At 62.7% G+C, this 20,948-nt stretch carries 19 protein-coding genes; 13 read left to right on the top strand and 6 right to left on the bottom strand.

The genetic code is table 11. From position 1 onward, the window contains the following. Positions 1-127 precede the first annotated feature (127 nt). The 10 genes from CPI83_RS24455 (at position 128) to CPI83_RS24410 (ending at position 10,365) form a co-directional block, all read left to right on the top strand. Positions 128-892 carry an ABC transporter permease gene (locus tag CPI83_RS24455; RefSeq protein ID WP_003945687.1) on the top strand — a complete coding sequence of 255 codons (765 nt, stop codon included), beginning with the start codon at positions 128-130 and terminating at the stop codon, positions 890-892. Between the two features lie 64 nt (positions 893-956). Further along, positions 957-1,808, top strand: a complete 852-nt coding sequence (locus CPI83_RS24450) for an ABC transporter permease (RefSeq protein WP_003945759.1) — start codon at positions 957-959, stop codon at positions 1,806-1,808. 11 nt (positions 1,809-1,819) lie between these two features. After that, positions 1,820-3,004, top strand: a complete 1,185-nt coding sequence (locus CPI83_RS24445) for an MCE family protein (RefSeq protein ID WP_003945815.1) — start codon at positions 1,820-1,822, stop codon at positions 3,002-3,004. After that, entirely contained in the window at positions 3,004-4,023 is a 1,020-nt protein-coding gene (locus tag CPI83_RS24440) for an MCE family protein (protein WP_019746999.1), read from the top strand. Before CPI83_RS24445 ends, CPI83_RS24440 begins: the two co-directional genes overlap by 1 nt. Further along, positions 4,020-5,078: an MCE family protein gene (locus CPI83_RS24435; RefSeq protein WP_021342936.1), complete on the top strand. Its 1,059-nt coding sequence runs from the start codon at positions 4,020-4,022 to the stop codon at positions 5,076-5,078. Before CPI83_RS24440 ends, CPI83_RS24435 begins: the two co-directional genes overlap by 4 nt. Then, entirely contained in the window at positions 5,075-6,379 is a 1,305-nt protein-coding gene (locus tag CPI83_RS24430) for an MCE family protein (protein ID WP_019747000.1), read from the top strand. The genes CPI83_RS24435 and CPI83_RS24430 overlap by 4 nt, the downstream gene beginning before the upstream one ends. Further along, the gene (locus tag CPI83_RS24425) at positions 6,379-7,626 is read left to right on the top strand and encodes an MCE family protein (RefSeq protein ID WP_019747001.1); all 1,248 of its coding nucleotides are present in this window, start codon (positions 6,379-6,381) and stop codon (positions 7,624-7,626) included. Before CPI83_RS24430 ends, CPI83_RS24425 begins: the two co-directional genes overlap by 1 nt. After that, on the top strand, positions 7,623-9,017 hold the full coding sequence (locus tag CPI83_RS24420; RefSeq protein WP_019747002.1) for an MlaD family protein: 1,395 nt from the start codon (positions 7,623-7,625) through the stop codon (positions 9,015-9,017). Before CPI83_RS24425 ends, CPI83_RS24420 begins: the two co-directional genes overlap by 4 nt. Further along, a complete protein-coding gene (locus CPI83_RS24415) occupies positions 9,017-9,835 on the top strand; it encodes a hypothetical protein (protein ID WP_097387842.1) in 819 nt (272 codons plus the stop codon). Before CPI83_RS24420 ends, CPI83_RS24415 begins: the two co-directional genes overlap by 1 nt. Continuing rightward, on the top strand, positions 9,832-10,365 hold the full coding sequence (locus CPI83_RS24410) for a twin-arginine translocation pathway signal (RefSeq protein ID WP_097387841.1): 534 nt from the start codon (positions 9,832-9,834) through the stop codon (positions 10,363-10,365). Before CPI83_RS24415 ends, CPI83_RS24410 begins: the two co-directional genes overlap by 4 nt. Before the next feature lie 89 nt (positions 10,366-10,454). Here the strand turns inward: CPI83_RS24410 and CPI83_RS24405 are convergent, their stop codons facing one another. Continuing rightward, a complete protein-coding gene (locus CPI83_RS24405) occupies positions 10,455-11,918 on the bottom strand; it encodes a trehalose-6-phosphate synthase (protein ID WP_020906320.1) in 1,464 nt (487 codons plus the stop codon). A gap of 103 nt (positions 11,919-12,021) precedes the next feature. Next, a complete protein-coding gene (locus CPI83_RS31070; protein WP_019747006.1) occupies positions 12,022-12,198 on the bottom strand; it encodes a hypothetical protein in 177 nt (58 codons plus the stop codon). Between the two features lie 153 nt (positions 12,199-12,351). On the opposite strand from CPI83_RS31070, the gene CPI83_RS24400 reads away from it, so the two are divergent. Together CPI83_RS24400 and CPI83_RS24395 are read left to right on the top strand one after the other, a co-directional pair. Beyond that, on the top strand, positions 12,352-14,106 hold the full coding sequence (locus CPI83_RS24400) for an ABC transporter ATP-binding protein (RefSeq protein ID WP_020968509.1): 1,755 nt from the start codon (positions 12,352-12,354) through the stop codon (positions 14,104-14,106). A 23-nt stretch (positions 14,107-14,129) separates the two neighbouring features. Further along, entirely contained in the window at positions 14,130-15,905 is a 1,776-nt protein-coding gene (locus CPI83_RS24395) for an ABC transporter ATP-binding protein (protein ID WP_097388245.1), read from the top strand. A gap of 44 nt (positions 15,906-15,949) precedes the next feature. Here CPI83_RS24395 and CPI83_RS24390 read toward each other — a convergent pair whose 3' ends face one another. Continuing rightward, positions 15,950-16,885, bottom strand: a complete 936-nt coding sequence (locus CPI83_RS24390; protein WP_097387840.1) for a methionyl-tRNA formyltransferase — start codon at positions 16,883-16,885, stop codon at positions 15,950-15,952. Positions 16,886-16,995: 110 nt separating this feature from the next. Between CPI83_RS24390 and CPI83_RS24385 the strand changes: the two genes are divergently transcribed. Then, the gene (locus tag CPI83_RS24385) at positions 16,996-17,799 is read left to right on the top strand and encodes an alpha/beta hydrolase (RefSeq protein ID WP_020906324.1); all 804 of its coding nucleotides are present in this window, start codon (positions 16,996-16,998) and stop codon (positions 17,797-17,799) included. 59 nt (positions 17,800-17,858) lie between these two features. On the opposite strand, the gene CPI83_RS24380 is transcribed toward CPI83_RS24385, so the two are convergent. The 3 genes from CPI83_RS24380 to CPI83_RS24370 all read right to left on the bottom strand — a co-directional run bounded on the left by CPI83_RS24380 (position 17,859) and on the right by CPI83_RS24370 (position 20,894). After that, entirely contained in the window at positions 17,859-18,128 is a 270-nt protein-coding gene (locus CPI83_RS24380) for a metal-sensitive transcriptional regulator (protein WP_007734349.1), read from the bottom strand. A gap of 90 nt (positions 18,129-18,218) precedes the next feature. After that, complete coding sequence (locus tag CPI83_RS24375; RefSeq protein WP_020968512.1) at positions 18,219-18,629, bottom strand: DUF302 domain-containing protein; 411 nt, start codon at positions 18,627-18,629, stop codon at positions 18,219-18,221. Between the two features lie 117 nt (positions 18,630-18,746). Next, entirely contained in the window at positions 18,747-20,894 is a 2,148-nt protein-coding gene (locus CPI83_RS24370) for an MMPL family transporter (protein ID WP_097387839.1), read from the bottom strand. Between the last annotated feature and the right edge of the window lie 54 nt (positions 20,895-20,948).

Raw genomic sequence — 20,948 nt, 5'->3', positions numbered from 1 at the left:
TCTTAGAGTTGGACACTTGTTTTTGACAGGTGAACACGTTCTAGTTAATATGACCTGAGTCACAAGCTGTCGGGGGCTGGACTATGAGAACAGACAGTACTGCGGCAACCAAGGACGAGGAGGGCGAATGGTAGACCTCGTCGAGGTGCCATTACGAGCGGTCGGTGGCTTCTTTCAGATGTCCGCCCAAACCTTGAGGGCAGTCTTCTCCCGCCCCTTCCAGCGTCAAGAGTTCATCGATCAGGCCTGGTTCGTGGCGCGAGTCTCGATGGTGCCGACGGTGCTGGTCGCAATCCCGTTCACGGTGCTGGTCAGCTTCACCATCAACATTCTCTTGCGCGAGATCGGTGCAGCCGACCTCAGCGGTGCCGGCGCTGCGCTCGGTACCGTCACACAGGTCGGCCCCATCGTCACCGTGCTGATCGTCGCCGGCGCCGGCGCAACCGCCATCTGCGCGGACCTCTCGGCCAGAACCATTCGCGAAGAGATCGACGCCATGAAGGTGCTCGGTATCAATCCGATCCACCGGTTGGTCGTTCCCCGGGTGCTCGCGTCGACGGGAGTGGCGCTGCTCCTCAACGGACTGGTCTGCACCATCGGCATCCTCGGCGGTTTCGTCTTCTCCGTGTTCATCCAGGACGTGAATCCCGGCGCCTTCGTCAACGGCATCACACTGCTCACCGGATTCGGTGAGCTCATGCTCTCCATGGTCAAAGCAGGACTGTTCGGCATGATCGCCGGCCTGGTTGCGGCCTACCTCGGACTCAACGTCAAGGGCGGCGCCAAGAGCGTCGGTGACGCGGTCAACCAGACCGTCGTGTTCGCGTTCATGGCGCTCTTCGTCGTCAACGTGCTCATCACGACCATCGGTATCAAGTTGACGGCCGGATGAGGCACACGGCAGTCGGAGAGATCGAAGTGGACAGAACGACGAACGACGGACGGGAGGAGATCTGATGGCGTTGGCCGCAGCGGGACGCTTCCCGCGCACACGTCGACAGATCGGCTCGATCTCTCGCAGTATCGACAGCATCGGTGATCAAGCGCTGTTCTTCGCGAAGGCTCTCGGTCACGCTCCCAAGGCGCTGATGCGTTATCCGCGTGAAACTCTGCGACTGATCGCCGAGATCAGCATGGGCACCGGTGCGCTCGCCGTCATCGGTGGCACCGTCGTGATCGTCGGATTCCTGACACTGTTCACCGGTGGCACCATCGCCGTTCAGGGCTACAGCTCGCTGGGCAACATCGGTGTCGAAGCACTGACGGGCTTCTTCGCCGCCTTCATCAACGTTCGCATCGCAGCGCCGGTCATCGCCGGAATCGGCCTCGCCGCGACCATCGGCGCCGGCTCCACCGCGCAGCTCGGTGCGATGCGCGTCTCCGAAGAGATCGACGCCCTGGAGACGATGGCGATCCCGTCGATTCCGTATCTGGTCAGCACCCGCGTCATGGCCGGCATGATCGCGATCATCCCGCTGTACTCCCTGGCGGTGATCGCGTCGTTCGTCGCCAGCCGCTTTGCGACGGTGTTCCTCTACAACCAGTCCGGCGGCGTGTACGACCACTACTTCACGACCTTCCTGATACCCACGGACATACTGTGGTCGTTCGCCCAGGCGATAGTCATGGCGCTGGCCGTCATGCTCATCCACACCTACTACGGCTTCAACGCAACCGGTGGCCCGGTCGGCGTCGGTGTCGCGGTGGGTAACGCAGTGCGCGCCTCGTTGATCGCGGTCGTCACGGTCACCCTGCTCATCTCACTCGCCATCTACGGCGGGTCCGGCAACTTCAACCTGTCGGGATAGGCGGGCAAGCGATGACCGTACCCAGATGGCACAAGAAGTTGGCCGCAGCCGGCCTGGTCCTCGGACTCGTGGCGATCGTCGCCGTTGCTCTCACCATGTTCTCGGGTGGGTTCACCAAGAGCACGCCCATCACTGTGACGTCCACGCGTGCCGGCCTGGTCATGGAACCGAATGCCAAGGTGAAGCTGCGCGGAGTGCAGGTCGGCCGCGTCGAATCGATCTCCCTCGTCGGCGACCAGGCAAACCTGAAGTTGGCGATGGATCCGGGCCAGATGTCGAAGATTCCGTCGAACGCCCGGGTGGAAATCAAGACCACCACGGTGTTCGGTGCGAAGTACGTCAACATCGTGATTCCCGACGATCCGTCGACCCAGCCGATCCAGGAGGGTGCTGTCATCGCCTCGGACAGCGTCACCGTCGAGTTCAACAGTGTCTTCGAACATCTTTCGGACGTACTCGCGAAGATCGAACCGGAAAAGCTCAACGCCACACTCGGCGCGATCTCCACTGCACTCAACGGGCGCGGCGAGTCGCTGGGTGAGGTTCTCGAGCTCGGTGACACCTATCTGAAGAAGATGAATCCGGTTCTGCCGCAGCTCCAGGAAGACTTGGTCGGCGCCGCCGATGTCACCAACCTGTACGCCGACGTGGCACCGGATCTGATGCGCATCCTCGACAACGCCACCGCGACAAGCGGATCGATCGTGGCGGAGCAGGCAAACCTCGACCTGCTGTTGCTCAACGTCACCGGCCTCGCGGACACCGGCAACGCGTTGTTGACCGACAACGAGCAGAACCTGACCACCGCCCTCGACACTCTGACCGCGACGACGACCCTGCTCGACAAGTACTCGTCGGGTCTGACGTGCTTCATCGTCGGGTTGAACGACGGCCGGATCAAGTTCGAGCCGCTGGCAGGCACCGGGGACAAAGCGGCACTGATGCTGAGCGCGAGCTTCATGTACGGCGCCGAGGCGTACCAGAACCCGCAATCTCTCCCCAAGGTCGCGGCCTCCGGTGGACCCAATTGTTATGGTCTGCCCGAATTCGATCCGAAGGTCGACGGGCATGCCCCGTTCGCAGTCACCAACACCGGCAACGTGCCTTTCGTTCCCAACACCGAACTGCGCGTCACCGTGCCGACTATTTTCCAGTATCTCTTCGGTGACTCCTACGAGCAGGAAGACGGGAAGTGATGAGACCGACCACGGTCAAGCTGCTGATTTTCACCGTCGTCATGGCGGTCATCTTCGCCGGACTGGCGATCGTCTTCAGTCAGGTGCGCTTCAGCAGCAGCAACGGATTTCACGCCACCTTCTCGGACGTCTCGGGACTCAAGTCCGGCGACAAGGTACGTATCGCCGGTGTTCCGGTCGGGTCGGTCACCGGAGTGTCCATCGGTGACTCCAACCAGGCCGAGGTCGAGTTCGACGTCGATACCAAGTACTCACTGATGAAGAGCACCAAAGCGACTGTGCGCTACGAGAACCTGGTGGGCGACCGCTACATGGAACTGCTCGAGGGCGCTGGTTCCACCGAGACGCTTTCGTCAGGTGGATCGATTCCAGTCGACCAGACGTCGCCCGCGCTCGATCTGGATCTGCTGCTCGGCGGATTCAAGCCGCTGCTTCGCTCTCTCGACCCCCAGCAGGTCAACGACCTCTCCGGGGCCCTGCTCCAAGTACTCCAAGGCCAGGGTGGAACATTGGTTTCGCTTCTGGGAAACACCAGTTCGTTCACCAGCACGTTGGCGGACCGAGATCAGCTGATCGGGGACGTCATCACCAACCTCAACGACGTACTCGGCACGATCAACGACAAGGGTGATCAGTTCTCCACCACGATCGATCAGCTCCAGCAGTTGGTCAGTGGATTGGCGAAGGACAGTGGCCCGATCGGTAATTCGATCACCGAGATCGCCGGCGCGACCGGAGATCTCGCATCGCTGCTGCAGGCGACACGTCCGGACATCCAGACCCTGATCGGGGAGACCAACCGAACGATGACGCAGCTGGACCTGGGCAAGGACGACATCAATACCGCTCTCGGTCGTCTGCCGTCCGACTACCGGAAGCTGATCCGAGTGGGCACGTACGGAGCGTTCTTCCAGTTCTATCTGTGCGCCAACACTTTCAAGTTCTCCGGACCTGACGGAACGACGATCATCTTGCCCACGGCAGTCCAGGACACGGGAAGGTGCGCAAAAGTCTCATGACCCCTACCCGTGAACGCAATCCGGTACAGATCGGTGTCATCGGTCTCGTCCTGGCGGTGGCAACCGTGGGTGCCACGCTTCAATACGATCAACTCCAGTTCATCAACGGCGGCATTCGCTACTCGGCGTATTTCCAAGATGCCGGCGGCCTGGTCGCCGGCGACAATGTGACCATGGCCGGAGTGAATGTCGGCAAGGTCAGCGACGTCGAACTCGACGACCAGAAGGTACTGGTCACCTTCACCGTTCAGGACGGCGTCGCCCTGGGCGAGCAGACCGCGGCCGACATCAAGACCAACACGGTTCTCGGCCGAAAGTCGTTGGCGGTGCGGCCGGAAGGATCCGGACTGCTGCGCACGGACACGCCGATTCCTATCGAGCGCACCAACTCCCCGTACTCGCTCAACGACGCGCTCGGCGACCTCGGTACCACGGTGTCCGAACTCGACACGGAACAGATCAACGATTCGCTCAACGCGATCTCGGACACGCTGGCCGATACTCCGCCCGAACTGCGCACCGCGTTGGACGGAATGACGCGGCTTTCGCAGAGCATCAACTCGCGCGACGAGAGCCTGCTCCAATTGCTCTCGCGGGCCGAAGATGTCACCAAGATCCTCTCCGACAGAAGCGGTCAGATCGATTCGTTGCTGGTTGACGGCAACAAGCTGTTTGCCGAACTCAGCTTGCGGCGTGACGCGATCAGCGAACTGATCGTCAACACCGGTGCAGTCTCACGTCAACTGTCAGCGCTTGTGCAGGAGAACGAGGCTCAGATGGGGCCGACCCTCGAGAAGCTGAATTCGGTCGCCGAGGTTCTTCAGCAGAACAAGGACAACATCGCCGGGGCGCTCGACGGCCTCGGACCGTACATCACCGCGCTCGGCGAGACCGTGGCCAGCGGCCCGTTCTTCGATGCCTTCATCATCAACATTCTGCCGAGTAACTGGTGGAAGACTTTGGTGGACACCAGCGTCGCGCCCGAGCAGGTTCCGGGCGACCTGGAAGACTTCTTCCCCGGCATTCCACCGACGATCAGGGGGCCGGGAGAATGACCGAGACCATGACTTCACAGGATTCACAGGGCTCCACCAACCCACGCAAGAAGTGGGTGCTGATCGGAGCGGGTGTGCTGGTCGCGCTGCTCGTGGCGGGTGCGGCCTACCTCTTCATCCCTGGCCTGGGCAAGACCAAGATCTCCGCGCACTTCGTCTCGACGACAGGTCTCTACGAGGGCGACGTCGTGCGAGTGCTCGGTGTCAACGTCGGCAAGGTGACGAAGATCGAACCGCGTGATCGGGACACGTACGTCGAGATGAAGATCGACTCGAGCGTCGACGTTCCGGCAGATGCCAAGGCGCTCATCGTTGCTCAAAGCCTCGTGTCCGCACGCTTCGTGCAATTGACCCCCGTGTATTCCGGCGGGGAACAGATGCCCAATGGCGGCGAGATCCCGATCGAGCGCACCGCCGTTCCGGTGGAGTGGGACGAGATCAAGACCGAACTGACCAAACTGTCTGACGCACTCGGACCGGAGGGTCTGGACGATCAGGGTTCCCTCGGCCGATTCATCGACACCGTGGGAACGAACCTCGACGGTAACGGTGAGTCCATTCGGTCGACGTTGCGCGAACTCTCGGCCACGATGCACACGCTGTCCGAAGGCCGGACCGATTTGTTCTCCACCATTCGGAACCTGCAGGCGTTTGTCACTGCGTTGTCCTCGAGCAACGAGCAGATCGTGCAGTTCAGCGGTCACCTCGCTTCGGTGACAAGCGTTCTCGCAAGCAGCTCCGACGAGTTGGGCACCGCCCTCAGCGATCTCGACCTGGCGGTGGGCGACGTTCAGCGGTTCGTCAAGGACAACAGCGAGGGACTGAGCGAATCGGTCGCGCGTCTGGCCGATGCCACCCAGGTACTGACGGACAAGCGCCCGGAGATCGAGCAGGTTCTGCACTCCGGACCGACGTCGCTTGCCAACTTCTATCAGATCTACAAACCGGCTCAGGGCAGCATGACCGGCGCAATTGCACTGAGTAACTTCAAGAATCCAATCCAGTGGATCTGTGGTTCCATCGAAGGCATCGACAGTGGTAACTCCCAGAACAGTGCCGACCTGTGTAAGCAGTACCTCGGGCCGGTGCTCAGCACGATGATCGGCAACTACCCCGGATTCCTGTTCAACCCGGTCGCGGGCGTGCAGGCTTTCCCGGATCAGATCGTCTACACCGAACCGGGATTGGAAGCGGCAAGTCAGAATCAGCCGGAAACTGTCGCAGGACCGATGTCAGGTGCTCCCATGACGAGTGTTCCCAAGGATCTCGCCGAACTCTTCAACATGGGCGGAGGGAACTGATGCGGGTAGCTCGCAAGACCACGGTTGCCGTGTTGGCCACGGCAGTGGCACTCGGCGCCAGCGGTTGTGAATGGAACGGTCTCAACTCTGTGCCGATGCCAGGAACTCAGGGCCGGGGCGAAGGCGCATACGAGGTCCAGATCGAGATGCCGAACGTGACTACCCTGTCGCAGAATTCGCCCGTTCGGGTGGATGACGTTGCAGTGGGAAGCGTTTCGAACATCGAGGTTCAGGGCTGGCACGCTCTGGTGACGGTGTCGCTGAATCCCGAGGTTCAGTTGCCTGCCAACGCGACGGCGAAAATCGGCCAGACCAGCTTGCTCGGCTCTCAGCACATCGAGTTGGCACCGCCGGTTGGAGAAGAGCCCGAGGGCCGACTCGAAGCCGGTGACTTGATTCCCATCGAGCGGGCGGGCGCTTACCCGACGACGGAACAGACGCTGTCGTCGCTGTCCGTTGTTCTCAACGGCGGCGGTCTCGCTCAGGTTCAGGACATCACGAAGGAACTCAACGCCGCTCTCGGTGGGCGTGAAGATTCCGTTCGAGACCTCCTGCCTCAGCTCGATCAGCTGGTCGGAAGTCTGGACAAGCAACGAGGCGACATCGTTTCGGCGATGGAAGGACTCGATCGACTGTCCTCGACCGTCCAGGCACAGCACGACACCTTGAACAAAGCGCTCGAAGGTATTCCGCCGGCACTCGAGATTCTTGTCGCTCAGCGTCAGGACATCACCACCGCGTTGACCTCCCTCGGTGGTCTCAGCGAGGTGGCGAGCCGTGTCATCCAGGAGAGCGGCGACGATTTCGCGACCAACGTTCGGGCTCTTTCGCCGACTCTGAAGGCCTTGGCGGATTCGGGTAACGCTCTCACTCAAGTTCTCGGAGTCCTCTTGACGTTCCCGTTCCCACAGAACGGAATCGACAACGTCATCCGCGGTGACTACGCCAACCTGGCAATGACCATCGACATCTCGCTGCCCCGACTCGACGCGAACTTCCTCACCGGAACTCCGTTGGCCGGAACACTCTCCGGCCCGGAAGGTGTGTTGGGTAAGCAGGCCGGGCTCGCCGGACAGACAGGCAACCCGTTGAGCGATCCGCTCAAGCCTGCCGCACCGCCGGCCCAGGCTCCCGCCGGACAGGCTCCCGCTGCGCAGGCCCCGGCAGCGGATCCGAATACCATTCAGATTCCGGGACTTCCGCCGATCAACATTCCAGGACTTCCTCAGGGGGCACCGGCACCATGATGCTCACAAAGTTCGTCCGTATCCAGCTCACCATCTTCGCCGTCTTGACGGTCGTCGGTTTGATCGTGATGGCCACTCAGTACGTGCGTGTTCCGGCGATGGTCGGTATCGGCCGTTACGACGTCACTGTCGAATTGCCCGCCACCGGTGGGCTGTACAAGAATTCGAACGTCACCTACCGCGGTCAGACCATCGGTGTCGTGAACGCGGTGGAGCTCTCGGAGACGGGTGTGAATGCGCGACTGTCTCTCGAGAGTGGCGTCAAGGTTCCGTCGGACGTCGATGCTGCGGTCAAGAGTGTGTCGGCGATCGGCGAGCAGTTCGTCGATCTGATTCCGCACACCGACAGCTCCGGAGCGATCGTGGTCGACGGGCATCTGGAAAACGGATCGGTGATTCCCGAAGACCGAACCAGCATTCCGCAGGATGTCGGCGCGATGCTCGATCAGGCAGATCTGTTGCTGCAGAGCATTTCCGACACCAAGCTCAAGACCGTCATCGACGAATCCTTCAAGGCGTTCAACGGTGCCGGCCCGGATCTGCAGAAGCTGATCGACTCGGCTCGGCTGTTCGTCGAGGAGGCGAACAACAACTCCGACGCGACCAAGACGCTGATCGAGCAGGCCGGTCCACTCCTGGACACTCAGGTGGTCAGCAGCGACGCCATCCGTTCCTGGACAAGCAATCTGGTGACGTTCACCGACCAGCTCCGAGCCAGCGACCCTGATCTTCGTGCCGTCATCCAGAAGGGTCCGGCCGCAGCGGCGGAGGCGAATGCTCTTCTGCAAGACATGCAGCCGACATTGCCGATTCTTCTGGCGAACCTCGTGTCCGTCGGACAGGTCGGCGTGATCTACAACAACGCGATCGAGCAGATTCTGGTCATCTACCCGCCGCTGGCCGCAGCGCTGGTCACGGTGGCAGGCTCCGGCCCGGCTGCGGATGGTGCACTGGTGGACTTCCACATGGAGGTCAACGACCCGCCGCCGTGCACTACAGGATTCCTGCCCGCAGAGCAGTGGCGCAGTCCGAAGGACGAATCACCGATCGAGACGCCGTCGGATCTCTTCTGCCAGGTTGCCCAGGATTCGCCGATCGCCGTGCGCGGCGCGAGAAACCTTCCCTGCGAGGAGTATCCGGGACGTCGTGCGCCGACGGTCGAACAGTGCCGCTCCGGCTACGTACCGATGGGCACGAACCCGCAATCCGGGCCTCCGGAACCGATTACCGCGACCCCGAGCTCGTACACGTCGACGCCTTCGGTCTCGGCTCGTCGGTACGATCCGATTACAGGCACGTACATCGGGCCGGACGGAAGGACGTACTCGCAACCGAACCTCGGTGGCGGCGACGTCAGTCTCGAACAGTTCATGAAGGGTCAGCAGGGTTGATGACAGACGAAGATCCACAGGCCGGGCAGCGGGTGCGCCGTCGCGCGTCCCGCAGCGCCGGACCCACGGGTGCGGATGCAGACGCTGCCGCGGTAGTAGTGCCCACCGAAAAGAAGTCGGCCGAACAGAAGTCGGCTGAGCAGAAGCCAGCTGAGCAGACGGCGGCTGAGCAGAAGGCGGCTGAGCAGAAGGTGGCGGCGCCAGTTGCTTTGGGCAAGCCCGATACTCCACCTGAGAAGGTCGTCAGCGGTGATCAGGTCGCGACCAAGGCTGAGCCGACCGGTACCGCCGAAACCCCCGCAGAAACTGCTGTGGACACCCCTGTTCGTTCGAAGCCCAAGGCCGGGTTGGTAGTCGGGATCGCCGTTGCTTCGGTGATCGCTGTTGCTCTTGCGGCCCTGACGGTGTTTCTTCTCGTCGACCGGAACAAGGCGTCCAATGCCGACGAGGACCGAGCCCGCTACGTGGCCGGTGCCCGGACCACCGCACTGAATCTGACGACACTGCACGCGGATACAGCGGCTGCCGACCTCGACAAGTTCCTCGCCGGCACCACCGACGAGTTCAAGTCGCAGTTCGACGGACGCAAGGATTCGTTTGTCAACGTCCTCGGGCAGGCCGGAGTTCAGACCGACGGCGAGGTGCTCGAAGCCGGGTTCGAGAAGTCCGACGGCGATTGCGGGACTTCATTGGTCGCGGTGCGTGCGATGCAGAAGAACGGCGACGAAGCGCCCGCTGAACGCAACTACCGACTCCGAATCACCATGTGCGACGTCGACGGGCAGTTGCTTGCCTCGAATGTGGAGTTTGTGCCATGACCCCAGAAGTAATCCCCGAGACGTCCAAGCCCAAGCGCGTCTCACCGCTCGCCATCGTTCTGTGCGTCATCAGTGCAGTGGCCATCGCGTTGGCGGCAGTGTCGGCGTATCTCTACTTCGGTCCGGGGGGAACGCGTGACATCGCGGCGATCGATCAGACCAGAGACGAAGTGGCACAGGCCTCTTCCGATCAGGCGGTTGCGATGTTCCAGTACGACTACAACAACGTCGACCAGCAGTTGCACGGGGCCACAGACGGTTTGACGGGCGATTTCCAGGGCACGTTCACCAACCTGATCGAATCGGTGATCATTCCGGGAGCCAAGGAAAAGTCGCTGACCGTTCAGGTAGTCGTCCAGGGCGCCGCGGTTCTCGACGCCGAGGCGGACAGTGCGACGACGATGCTGTTCCTCAATCAGATCACCACGTCTTCGGAATCACCCGAAGCCGTCGCCAGTGGTAGTCGCGTCAAGATGAGTCTGGAGAAGCAGGACGGGCGTTGGCTCGTGAACAACGTCCAACCCTTCTGATCAAACACACCAAGGGCTGGATCCGGCCATGAAACAGGCTGGGGCCGCGGAGATTCACTCTCCGCGGCCCCAGCCTTTGTGCACTGTCCTCAGTGGTCTTGTGCCTCGGCCGGGGCGATCAGCGCCGGACCTGCGGCACCGCCGTGCGCGAGCGCGTCGAGGAACGAGCGTGCCCAGCGGTCGACGTCGTGGGTCAGGACCTGACGACGTAGCGCACGCATGTGGCGTCGGCCGTCCTCTCGCGGTTGATTGAGGGCCTTCTCCATCGAATCCTTGACGTCGTCGAGGTCGTGGGGATTGCACAGGAAAGCCTGACGGAGTTCTGCTGCAGCGCCGGTGAATTCGCTGAGCAGCAATGCGCCGCCCAGATCACTGCGGCAGGCGACGTACTCCTTGGCGACCAGGTTCATACCGTCACGCAGCGGCGTGACCAGCATGAGGTCGGCAGCGACGAAGAACGCGACCAGTTCGTCGCGGGGGATCGGCCGATGGATGTAGTGGACGACGGGGCGACCGACTTCGCTGAACTCGCCGTTGATCCGGGAGACCTTCTGCTCGATGTCTCCGCGCATCTGTACATAGCTTTCGACGCGTTCGCGGCTCGGGGTCGCCAACTGCACCATGACCGTGTCGGCGGGATCGATGCGCTTCTCCATGAGAAGTTCGTGGAGTGCGGCGAGCCTGACGTCGATGCCCTTGGTGTAGTCGAGGCGGTCGACGCCCAGCATGATGTGCTTGGGGTTCCCGAGTTCTTTGCGAATCTGCTTGGCGCGGTCTCGAATTGCCTTGGTGCGCGAGAGTTCGTCGAGCTTGCCGGAGTCGATGGAGATGGGGAATGCACCGACGCGGACGCTACGGAAACCTACTTGCACCACACCGAGTTTGGAGCGGACGCCGACTGTTCCGCGTGAAGTCTGCTGTCCGGCAAGGCGTCTGGCCAGGTAGAGGAAGTTCTGTGCGCCACCCGGAAGGTGGAAGCCGATGAGGTCGGCGCCGAGGAGGCCCTCGACGATCTCGGTGCGCCACGGCATCTGCATGAACAGCTCGACCGGGGGAAACGGAATGTGCAGGAAGAATCCGATGGTGAGGTCGGGGCGCAGCATCCGCAGCATCTTCGGTACCAACTGCAGCTGGTAGTCCTGGATCCAGACGGTCGCGCCCTGAGCCGCTGCCTTGGAAGTGGCTTCGGCGAACCGCCGATTCACCTCGACGTAGGCGTTCCACCATTCGCGGTGGTACTCGGGTTTGACGATGACGTCGTGATAGAGCGGCCAGAGGGTGGCGTTGGAGAACCCCTCGTAGTACTCGTTGATCTCCTCGGCGCTCAGCGGCACGGGGTAGAGCTCGAGTCCGTCTTCGACGATGGGGTCGAGATCGGCGTCGGGCACGCCCGCCCAGCCCACCCACGCGCCCTGATTGCTGCGCAGGATCGGCTCGAGAGCGGTGACCAGTCCACCGGGGCTTCGCTTCCAGCGGGTGGTGCCGTCGGGAAGCCGTTCCAAGTCGACGGGCAGGCGGTTCGCTACGACGACGAACTCAGCCTGCCCGGACACGGTGTCACCGGTCGAAGAAGCAAGTGCGCTGTCAGAAAGGGTTGAACTGGTCGAATCCGGACTGACAGGCACGTGGTTCCTTCTCGGTCGGTGAGGGAAAGATTCAGTCGAGCTTGGCGGCGGGAGAGATACCGAGCATCGAGAGCAGCATCCTGCACTCGTCGGCATCCTCCGCGTATGCAGCGACAACGTGCTGCGCCATGCGCGCTGTTTCCTCGGCGACGGTCTCGATTTCCTCGTCCGCGATCTCGGTTTCGACGGTCGTGTTCTCAGCCATCATGTTCCTCTCGTGCTTGCCTGCACGGCGCAAGCAATGTTTCTTACTCGCGACTCTATGAGAACTGGGCGTGTCGACGCTAGTTGCTCATGTATTAGGGTCGACTTACTTATCTCTGTACTCAACTTTATCGCTTCCATCGATGCTTGGAGTTCCATGAGTTCGACCCCCTCGAGTGTGACCGTCGACTCGGACGAGCCGGATAGTGGCAATCACAGCGGTGCTGCGATTTTGCGACGCGTCCTCGTCCGCAACCGTCGCCCGCTCGCTATCGGCACGGTTCTGGTCTGTCTGCACCAACTGACCGAGACGGCGGTGCCGATCTCCATCGGTGTGATCATCGACCGTGCGGTGGAGACTTCGGACACCACGGCCCTGATCGTCTCCATCGTCGGTCTCGCGGCTCTGTTTCTCGTTCTGACGGCCGCGTGGCGCTTCGGTGCACGCTTCATCGTCACCGCGATGCAGCAGGAGGCTCATCGCCTCCGGCTCGAGGTGGCGCACCGCGTCCTCGATCCGCGTGGGGTGCGCACCGATCTGCGTTCAGGTGAACTGCTGACTGTTTCGACATCGGACGCCGAGCAGACTTCGTGGATCGCGGACATCGTCCCGCGCGCGGCTGCGGCCCTGACGGCTGCGGTCGCGTCGGCCGTGGCTTTGGTGTGGATCGACCTCTGGCTGGGATTGGCCGTTCTGATCGGAACGCCGGTCATTCTCGGTCTGCTGCAATTGGCGGCGCCGCTCATCACGTCGAGGGCCACCGGTCAGCAGGCGTCGATCGCGCGGGCGTCGGCGATGGCTACGGATCTGGTCAGCGGATTGCGTCCACTGCGCGGTATCGGTGGTGAGAAGACCGCGTCGGCTCGCTATCGCACAGTCAGCCGTCAGGCGCTCGCGTCGACGATCGGCACGGCCAAGGCGACCGGTATCTACACCGGCGTTGCCGCGACCGTCAGTGCGTTGCTCGCAGTCGGTGTTGCGGGCTTCGCCGGATACTTCGCTTTGCAGGGCCGGATCACGGTCGGTGAACTGATCACCGTGGTGGGGCTTGCGCAGTTCATCATCGAACCGCTCGGATTGCTTGCGTCCATTCCCGGATACTTCGCGGTGGCGCGGGCGTCGTCGGATCGACTCGCATTGGTCTTGGACGCAGAGCCACTGCGGGGCGCGGGGTCGCAGACCGAACTCGAAGGCACCGACCTGACCCTCGACGGCGTCGAGTACAAGTCGCTCAAGGGCATCGACCTGCACCTGCCTGCCGGAGAACTGCTGGGCGTCGTGGCTTACCAGCCGCAGGACGCCGACGCTCTTGTCGCGGTCCTGTCCGGTCAGCTGGCGCAGGACGCGTATCGCGGAGTGGTGAGGGTTGGCGGAATCAGCCTGTCCGACATGGACTTGCGATTGGCGCGTCGGACGGTGTTGGTGGAGCCGCACATCACCGATCTGTTCTCCGGGTCCCTCGCCTCGAACGTCACTGCGGGCGCCGGTGACGCCGCTGCTCTAGACATTCAGAGCGCTCTGGCAGCGTCGGCAGCGGCGGATGTCGTCGACGCACATCCGGACGGTCTCGACCTCGAAGTGACCGATCGAGGCGCCAGTTTGTCGGGAGGTCAGCGACAACGCGTCGCCCTCGCGCGCGCCTTGGTGGCACAGGCACCCGTGATGGTCCTGCACGATCCGACTACGGCAGTGGACGCGGTGACCGAGGCGTCTATCGCCGAAGGAATCGCAGAACTGCGGCACGAGGGTGCCGGTGGCATCCACACGACGGTATTGATCACCAGTAGTCCCGCCTTGTTGGCTGTGACGGATCGAGTGATCGTCTTGAACGACGGAGTGATTGCCTCGATCGGCACACATTCCGAACTCTCTCGCGGCGACGCGAACTACCGAGGAGCGGTGCTGCGGTGACGGCCACGGACATGACAACCGATATGCCGGCCGGGGAGAACGCGGAGAAGGTGACCGAGCGCGAACTGTTGCCGATCGCGGGTGGTCGACAGACCTGGAAGTGGTTGCGAGCAGCGCTGGCCGAACACCGGATGCAGAGCCTGTTGGTCCTGATCGTCGCGGCTTCGGCGTCGGCGATGGCCTTGGTGCCGATTTACGTATTCGGTGTCCTGGTCGACCGGGTCCGGGACAACGCGCCCACGTCGACGATCGTCGGGGTGGTCGTGATCATCGCCGCCGCCGCAATCGTGGGCGGTGTGTTCACCGGTGTGGCCGCCTATCTGATCAAGCGACTCGGCGAGACGATTCTGGCGGACCTGCGCGAGCGAACCGTGGACCGGGCACTGCGCCTGCCGATCCAGACCGTCGAGAAGGTCGGCAAGGGCGATCTGCTCTCACGAGTCGGCGACGACGTGTCGGTGATCGCCAAGGCCGTGTCCGACGTGGTTCCCGGCATGATCGCAGCAGTTCTGCTCGTGGCTCTGAGCATGGTGACCATGCTGGGACTCGACTGGCGCCTCGGCCTCGCCGGAATGGTCGCGCTGCCGATGTACGCGCTGGCGCTCAAGTGGTACCTGCCGCGATCGGCTCCCATTTACGCTGCCGAGCGGGTAGCGATGGGCGCTCGTTCACAAGCGCTCATCAGCAGCCTCCAGGGTGCCAAGACGGTCCGCGCGTACAGCCTCGAGAAGGAACACCTCGGTCAGATAGATACGGCGTCGGCAAAAGCGCGTGATCTGGCCGTCGGCGTGTTCGGCCTGTTCACGAGGTTCGCCGGTCGCGGTAACCGCGCCGAATTCGTGGGCTTGTCCATGATTCTCGTCGTCGGATTCCTACTGGTCCGTGAGGACGTCGTGACAGTAGGCCAGACGACGACTGCTGCTCTGCTGTTCCATCGCCTGTTCAACCCGATCGGCTCGCTGCTCTACACCTTCGACGAAGTGCAGTCGGCCGGCGCCAGCCTCGCGCGACTGGTCGGCGTCGTCGAGATCGAGGAAACGGAGCCTTCGACGGATGCAGGTTCCGTTCCGGCCGACGGTTCGCTGCGTCTGGACGACATTCGGCACAGCTACGACGGTGGCCATGAGGTTCTCCACGGAGTGAGCCTCACCTTGCGAGCGGGGGAGCGCGTGGCGCTCGTCGGTTCGACCGGAGCCGGAAAAACGACGCTTGCGGCGATCGCCGCCGGTTCGATCACTCCGACGTCGGGGCGGGTGTCGATCGGTGGTGTCCCGCTTGCCGACCTCGACGACCTACGACGCCACATCGCGATCGTGAGTCAGGAGGTCCATGTTTTTGCCGGGCCCCTGATCGAGGATCTGAGGTTGGCCGCGCCCGAATCCTCGGACGAGGACGTAGCCGCGGCACTGCGGACGGTCGGCGCGTACGAGTGGGTGGAGGCTCTCGACGAGGGAATGCTGACCGTCGTGGGCGAAGGCGGGCACGAGATGACGGCGGCACAGGCGCAGCAGTTGGCTTTGGCGCGACTGGTGTTGGCCGACCCGGCCGTCGCGGTACTGGACGAAGCAACAGCGGAGGCGGGCAGCGCCGGAGCACGGGAACTGGAAGCGACTGCCGACGCCGCTACGGAGGGCCGCACCACTCTGGTTGTCGCACACCGGCTTACACAGGCTGCGGGCGCCGACCGAGTGATCGTGCTCGAACACGGACAGATCGTAGAAGAAGGCCCGCACCGCGAACTGGTGTCCGCGGGCGGGCGTTACGCACAACTGTGGGCGGCCTGGGAAGGTCGCGACTGAGGGGTTTGTACTGGGGTTTGTACTGAGGGGGTCTGATCAGACGATCAGGTGAGGTACCCGCCGCCGTGGGGGAAGAACTCGGCGGCGGTGTACTCGCTGCCGTCGTCGAGTCGGACGCGCTCGATCCGCAGTCCCTTGTTCTTGCCCGACCATGCGTCGGGGCCCGCGACGATCACCATGCCGTCATCTTCTTGAATGAACACTCGGCCGGGGGTTCCTCCGTAGTGCCCGCGTGAGACGGACGCCTTCAGGATGCGGATGCGCTGGCCCTTGAACTCCGCGAAAGCGTTGGGGTACGGATCGGACTGTGCCCGGACGAAACGCTCGATGACCTCGGCCGGCCAGGACCAGTCGACGTGGCTGTCCTGTGGTGCACGCTTGTGGAAGAACGTGGCCTGCGATCGGTCCTGCGGCGTCCAGTCGGTCCGCCCGGACGCGATCAGATCCAGGGCGTCGAGTGTGATGGGGCCGATCATGTCGATCGTGCGGTGGAACAGATCGGTGACGGTGTCGGTCGGGCCGACCGTCGTCGAACGCTGCAGCACGATGTCGCCCGCATCGAGTTCCTCGTCCATCAGGTGCGCCGTGAGGCCGACTTCTTCTTCGCCGTTGATCAGAGCCCAGATGAGCGGGGAGAATCCCGTGTACTTGGGCAGCAGCGAATCGTGGATGTTGAGGGTGCCGTACTTAGGTGCGTCGAAGACCTCCGCAGGCAGCCAGGTACGCCAGTTGTTGGCGACGATGATGTCGGGAGCTGCTTCGGCCAGCGCGGCCTTGAAGGCGTCGTCAGGCTTGTTCGCCACGTGAACGGATACACCGTTCTCGGCCGCCAGATCTGCAACCGAGTCCGCCCACATCTGTTCGTAGACGTGCTCACTCTTCGGGTGTGTGATTGCCAGCACGACCTCGTGATCGGAGTCGATCAAGGCCTGCAGGGTACGGTGGCCCCAGGTTTGGTATCCGAGCGTAGCGACTCTCAACGGGGGTCCTCCTGGACGAGCATGGGCTGGGGTTGCGGTCACACGACCGCCCATCAGCTTAGGCTATCCAACCAAAATTGTTGATCACACGTACGAGGAGGAAGGCTGACATGACGGTCGCCACAATCAACGGAATCCCCATCAATTACCAGGTCAAGGGTGATGGAGATCTGGTGGTGCTCATCATGGGGACCGGCAGCCCCGGCCGCGTCTGGGATCTGCACCAGACCCCGGCGCTGGTGGCCGCCGGCTACCGAGTCTGCACCTTCGACAACCGCGGAATCGCACCGTCCGGCGAGAGCCTCGGCGGCATCACGATGCCCGACATGGTTGCGGACACCGCCGGACTGATCGAGCACCTCGGTGGCGGCCCCGCCCATGTCATCGGAACCTCGATGGGCGCCCGGGTGGCGCAGGAACTGACGCTCGCCAGGCCCGATCTGGTTCGCAAAGCAGTGTTCCTCGCCGGCCACGCCCGGATGGATCATTTCCAGCAGGTCCTGACCGAGGGTGAGCGCCAGTTGTTCGACAGTGGCGTCGCTCTGCCGGCCAAATACCGTGCCGCAGTGACCGCGGTGATGAACCTTTCGCCGGCCACGCTGGCAGACGATCACTCCGCGCGCGACTGGATGGATATCTTCGAGTTCACCGGCGGCGCAACGTCACCGGGTGTTCGCGCGCAGCTCGGTATGGACCGCGCCTTCGATCGACGGGGCGCGTACAAGTCGATCATGCGCCCCTGCCTGTCCGTCGCTTTCGCCGACGACCGCATGATCCCGCCCTACCTCTCCCGCGAGGTGGCGGACTGCATCGCGACGGCGTCGTTCGAAGAGATTCCCGACGCCGGACACTACGGGTACCTCGAGCGTCCGGAGGCCGTGAACAAGGTGCTGATCGACTTCCTGGCGAAGTAGTTTTCCGCATGCGAGAAAGGGCCTGACCTGCTGACTGCAGGTCAGGCCCTTCTCATATTTCAGGCCAGTGCCAGGAACAGCTTCTCGAGTTCGGCCTCGGTCATCGGTTCCTGACCTTCCGCGCTGTCACCGCTCAGGCATTCACGCAGCCCGGAAGCGACGATCTTGAACCCTGCTCGGTCCAGCGCCTTCGACACGGCTGCGAGCTGCGTCACGACGTCCTTGCAGTCGCGGCCGTTCTCGATCATCGAGATGACCCCGGCAAGTTGGCCGTGAGCACGCCGCAGTCTGTTCAGTACGAGCGCAATGCTCTCTTCGTCGCCGGTCATGGTGGCCCCTTCTCGAGTGTTCGTGCTGCGACCGAGGGTACCCCTGGGGGCATGTCACTGCTTGATTCAGTGTTTGATCCGGCTGCGGTGTCAGATCAACGAGTCGACGGCTGCCCGCAACTTGACGGCGGCGTCGGCTGCCACGGACTCCAGGCCTGGTTCGCCGGAAACCTGAACCATGAGAGCGGGATTCATCGCTTCGACGAAGAACGAATTCTCGGTAGTCGTATCTTCGCGGACGACAACGTTGCACGGCAGCAGGAGGCCGATCTGGCGATCCACCGAAACTGCCCGATGGGCCAACGGCGGGTTACAGGCACCCAGGATCAGGTACTTTTCCATGTCCTCGTCCAGCTTCGCCTTGAGTGTTGCCTGCATGTCGATCTCGGTCAGGATGCCGAAGCCCTGCTCGGCGAGAGCAGCACGAGTTCGGGTGACGACGTCGTCGAAAGTTCCGGTGACCTTGGTTGCGATCGCTATCGGTTCTGTGGGTGTTGTCATTGCCCGCTCCTTGTCGTCGGCTTCGGTGCCATTGGCTTCGATGTCGTTGGCTTCGATTTCTCTTGTCTCCATCATACCCCTGGGGGTATCAGGAAGACAGTGATGTCGGGTACACGGTCAGCCATGCGAGAAGCTGATGTTCGGCAGGACGCGTCGTAACCATGCCGGCGCCCACCAGGCTGCCCGGCCGCTGAGGCGCAGGAGAACGGGCAGCAGCACCAAGCGGACGAGCACTGCGTCCAGGAGGACAGCTACACCGAGAATGATGCCCATTTCCTTGGGTGGCAAGGGATCTGCGAGCGCAAAAGTGAAGAAGACCGCAACCATCACCGCTGCTGCCGCCGCAATGACCCGGCCCGAATGTGCGAGGCCGTCGATGTGTGCGGTCTCGGGGTCACCTGTGCGTTCGTAGTGCTCCTTGGCGCTCGAGAGCAGGAACACGGTGTAGTCCATCGCGATGGCAAAGATCATGGCGAAGAAGAAGACCGGACCCCACCCGTTGAGAAACCCCTGGGGATCGAAGCCGAGCAGGCCTGCTCCGTGGCCGTCCTGGAAAATCAACTTCGCGATTCCGAATGCGGCCCCAGTGGACAGCAGGCTGACCAGCGTGCCGATCAAGGCGATCAAAGGTGCCTGGAGGGCGATCAGCAGCAACAGGAATCCGAGCGTCAGAATCACGACCACCACGAAGGGAAGGTAGTCGTCGAGCGCCTGCTGAAGGTCGAGATTTTCAGCCGGAGCGCCGCCGACGAGCGCCGATTCCGGCAGTTGCGACCGAAGGTCGGCAAGGATGGTTTCCATCGCAGGATCTGACGGGTCGACGGTGGGAACTGCTTGCAGCATAACCAGATCGGATCCGTCGCCCGCTTGTTGCGCTGGCGTGACCATGGCCACGCCATCCACGCTCATGGCAAGACGCGAGGTGTCGGCTGCATCGTCGGCGGACGTGACGATCTGCAGCATTCCGGGTGCCCCGTCACCGAACTGCTGCTGCACCAATTCGTATCCCTGTCGAACCGGGGCGTCCTCGGGAACCACGGCGATGGAGGGCATTGCAACCTTCAGTCCGAAGACCGGAACGACGAGGGCGATAAGGACGATCACGGCGCCGATGCCGAAAGGCCACGGGTGCTTGTGCAGCAGGGAAGCCCAAGCTGCGAACATCGGGGAGTGGTGCTGCTGGCGCTTTGCATACGGTAGTGAACCGCCGTTGACCTTGGCGCCGATCCGGCCGAGCACGGCAGGTAGCAGGGTGAGTGTTGCGGCGAGAACGAAGATCACAGCGAGCATAATTCCGACAGCCATCGTGCGTACGGCCGGGGCTGGAACGATGAGCACCGCAGACAAGCTGACCAGAACTGTGAGGCCGGAGAGGACAACAGCTTTGCCGGCGGTGTCCATCGTTTGAGCCACGGCGGCCCGCGGATCCGGATCGGTTCGCAATGCATCCCGGAACCTGGCGACGAGGAAGAGCGCGTAGTCGATGCCGAGCGCGAGAGCGAACATCATCGCGAAGTTCATGGCCCACACGGAAATCGGCGTGATCTCGTTGAGGATCACAAGCCCGCCCGCCGAAGCGACCAGACCTGCGAGTGTCAGAAGCAGTGGGAGTCCTGCGGCAACCAGGGAGCCGAAGGCCAACACCATGATCGCGAGAGTGACGGGCCACGACATCATTTCGGCCTTGATCATCGCTTCGTGATTGGCCTTGTTGAAATCGCTCCACAAAGCCGACGCGCCGGTGGGGTACACCTCGATGGTGTCCGTGGACAATGCAGTGAGTTCCTTGCCGAGTTCGTCTACCGCACTGACCATCTCGTCGGTACTTGCGTTGGCGCCCGCGATCATGATGCCGGTATGTCCGTCCGGGCTGATGGTCATGCCGGTCTGCGGGGCGACCACTTCGCCGAAACGAGGGTCCGCGGAAAAGATTTCCGTTGCCGCCGCCAGCGTTTGCTGCATCGACGGATCGGTGATGGGCAGAGAATTCGAGTGAACGACCACCTGCACTGCAGCGGAGGAGTTTCCACCGAAATGCTGCTCGGCCAACTCGCGAACCTGCACTGATTCGGATCCGTTTGCCTGCCAACCTGCGCCGGCCAGGGAGGTGAAGACGCTGGGTGCTGCGGCGCCGAGTGCGACCAACGCGATCAACCAGACGCCGATGACGAGGCGGGTGTGCGCCGCCATCGATCGACCGAGGCGCGCGAGCATGCCGTCGGATTGGGCGGGTGGGTCCGCGGTGACTGTTCTGGTCGCTGGCATCTTCGCTCCTGATACGGGTGGGGGTATTCCTAACCGTCACCTGTATACCCCCAG

The sequence above is a fragment of the Rhodococcus sp. H-CA8f genome, from assembly GCF_002501585.1.
GTDB classification, from domain to species: domain Bacteria; phylum Actinomycetota; class Actinomycetes; order Mycobacteriales; family Mycobacteriaceae; genus Rhodococcus_F; species Rhodococcus_F erythropolis.
The sequence above is the reverse complement of the archived record's forward strand: the minus strand, read 5'-3'. Positions and strand labels throughout refer to the sequence as shown.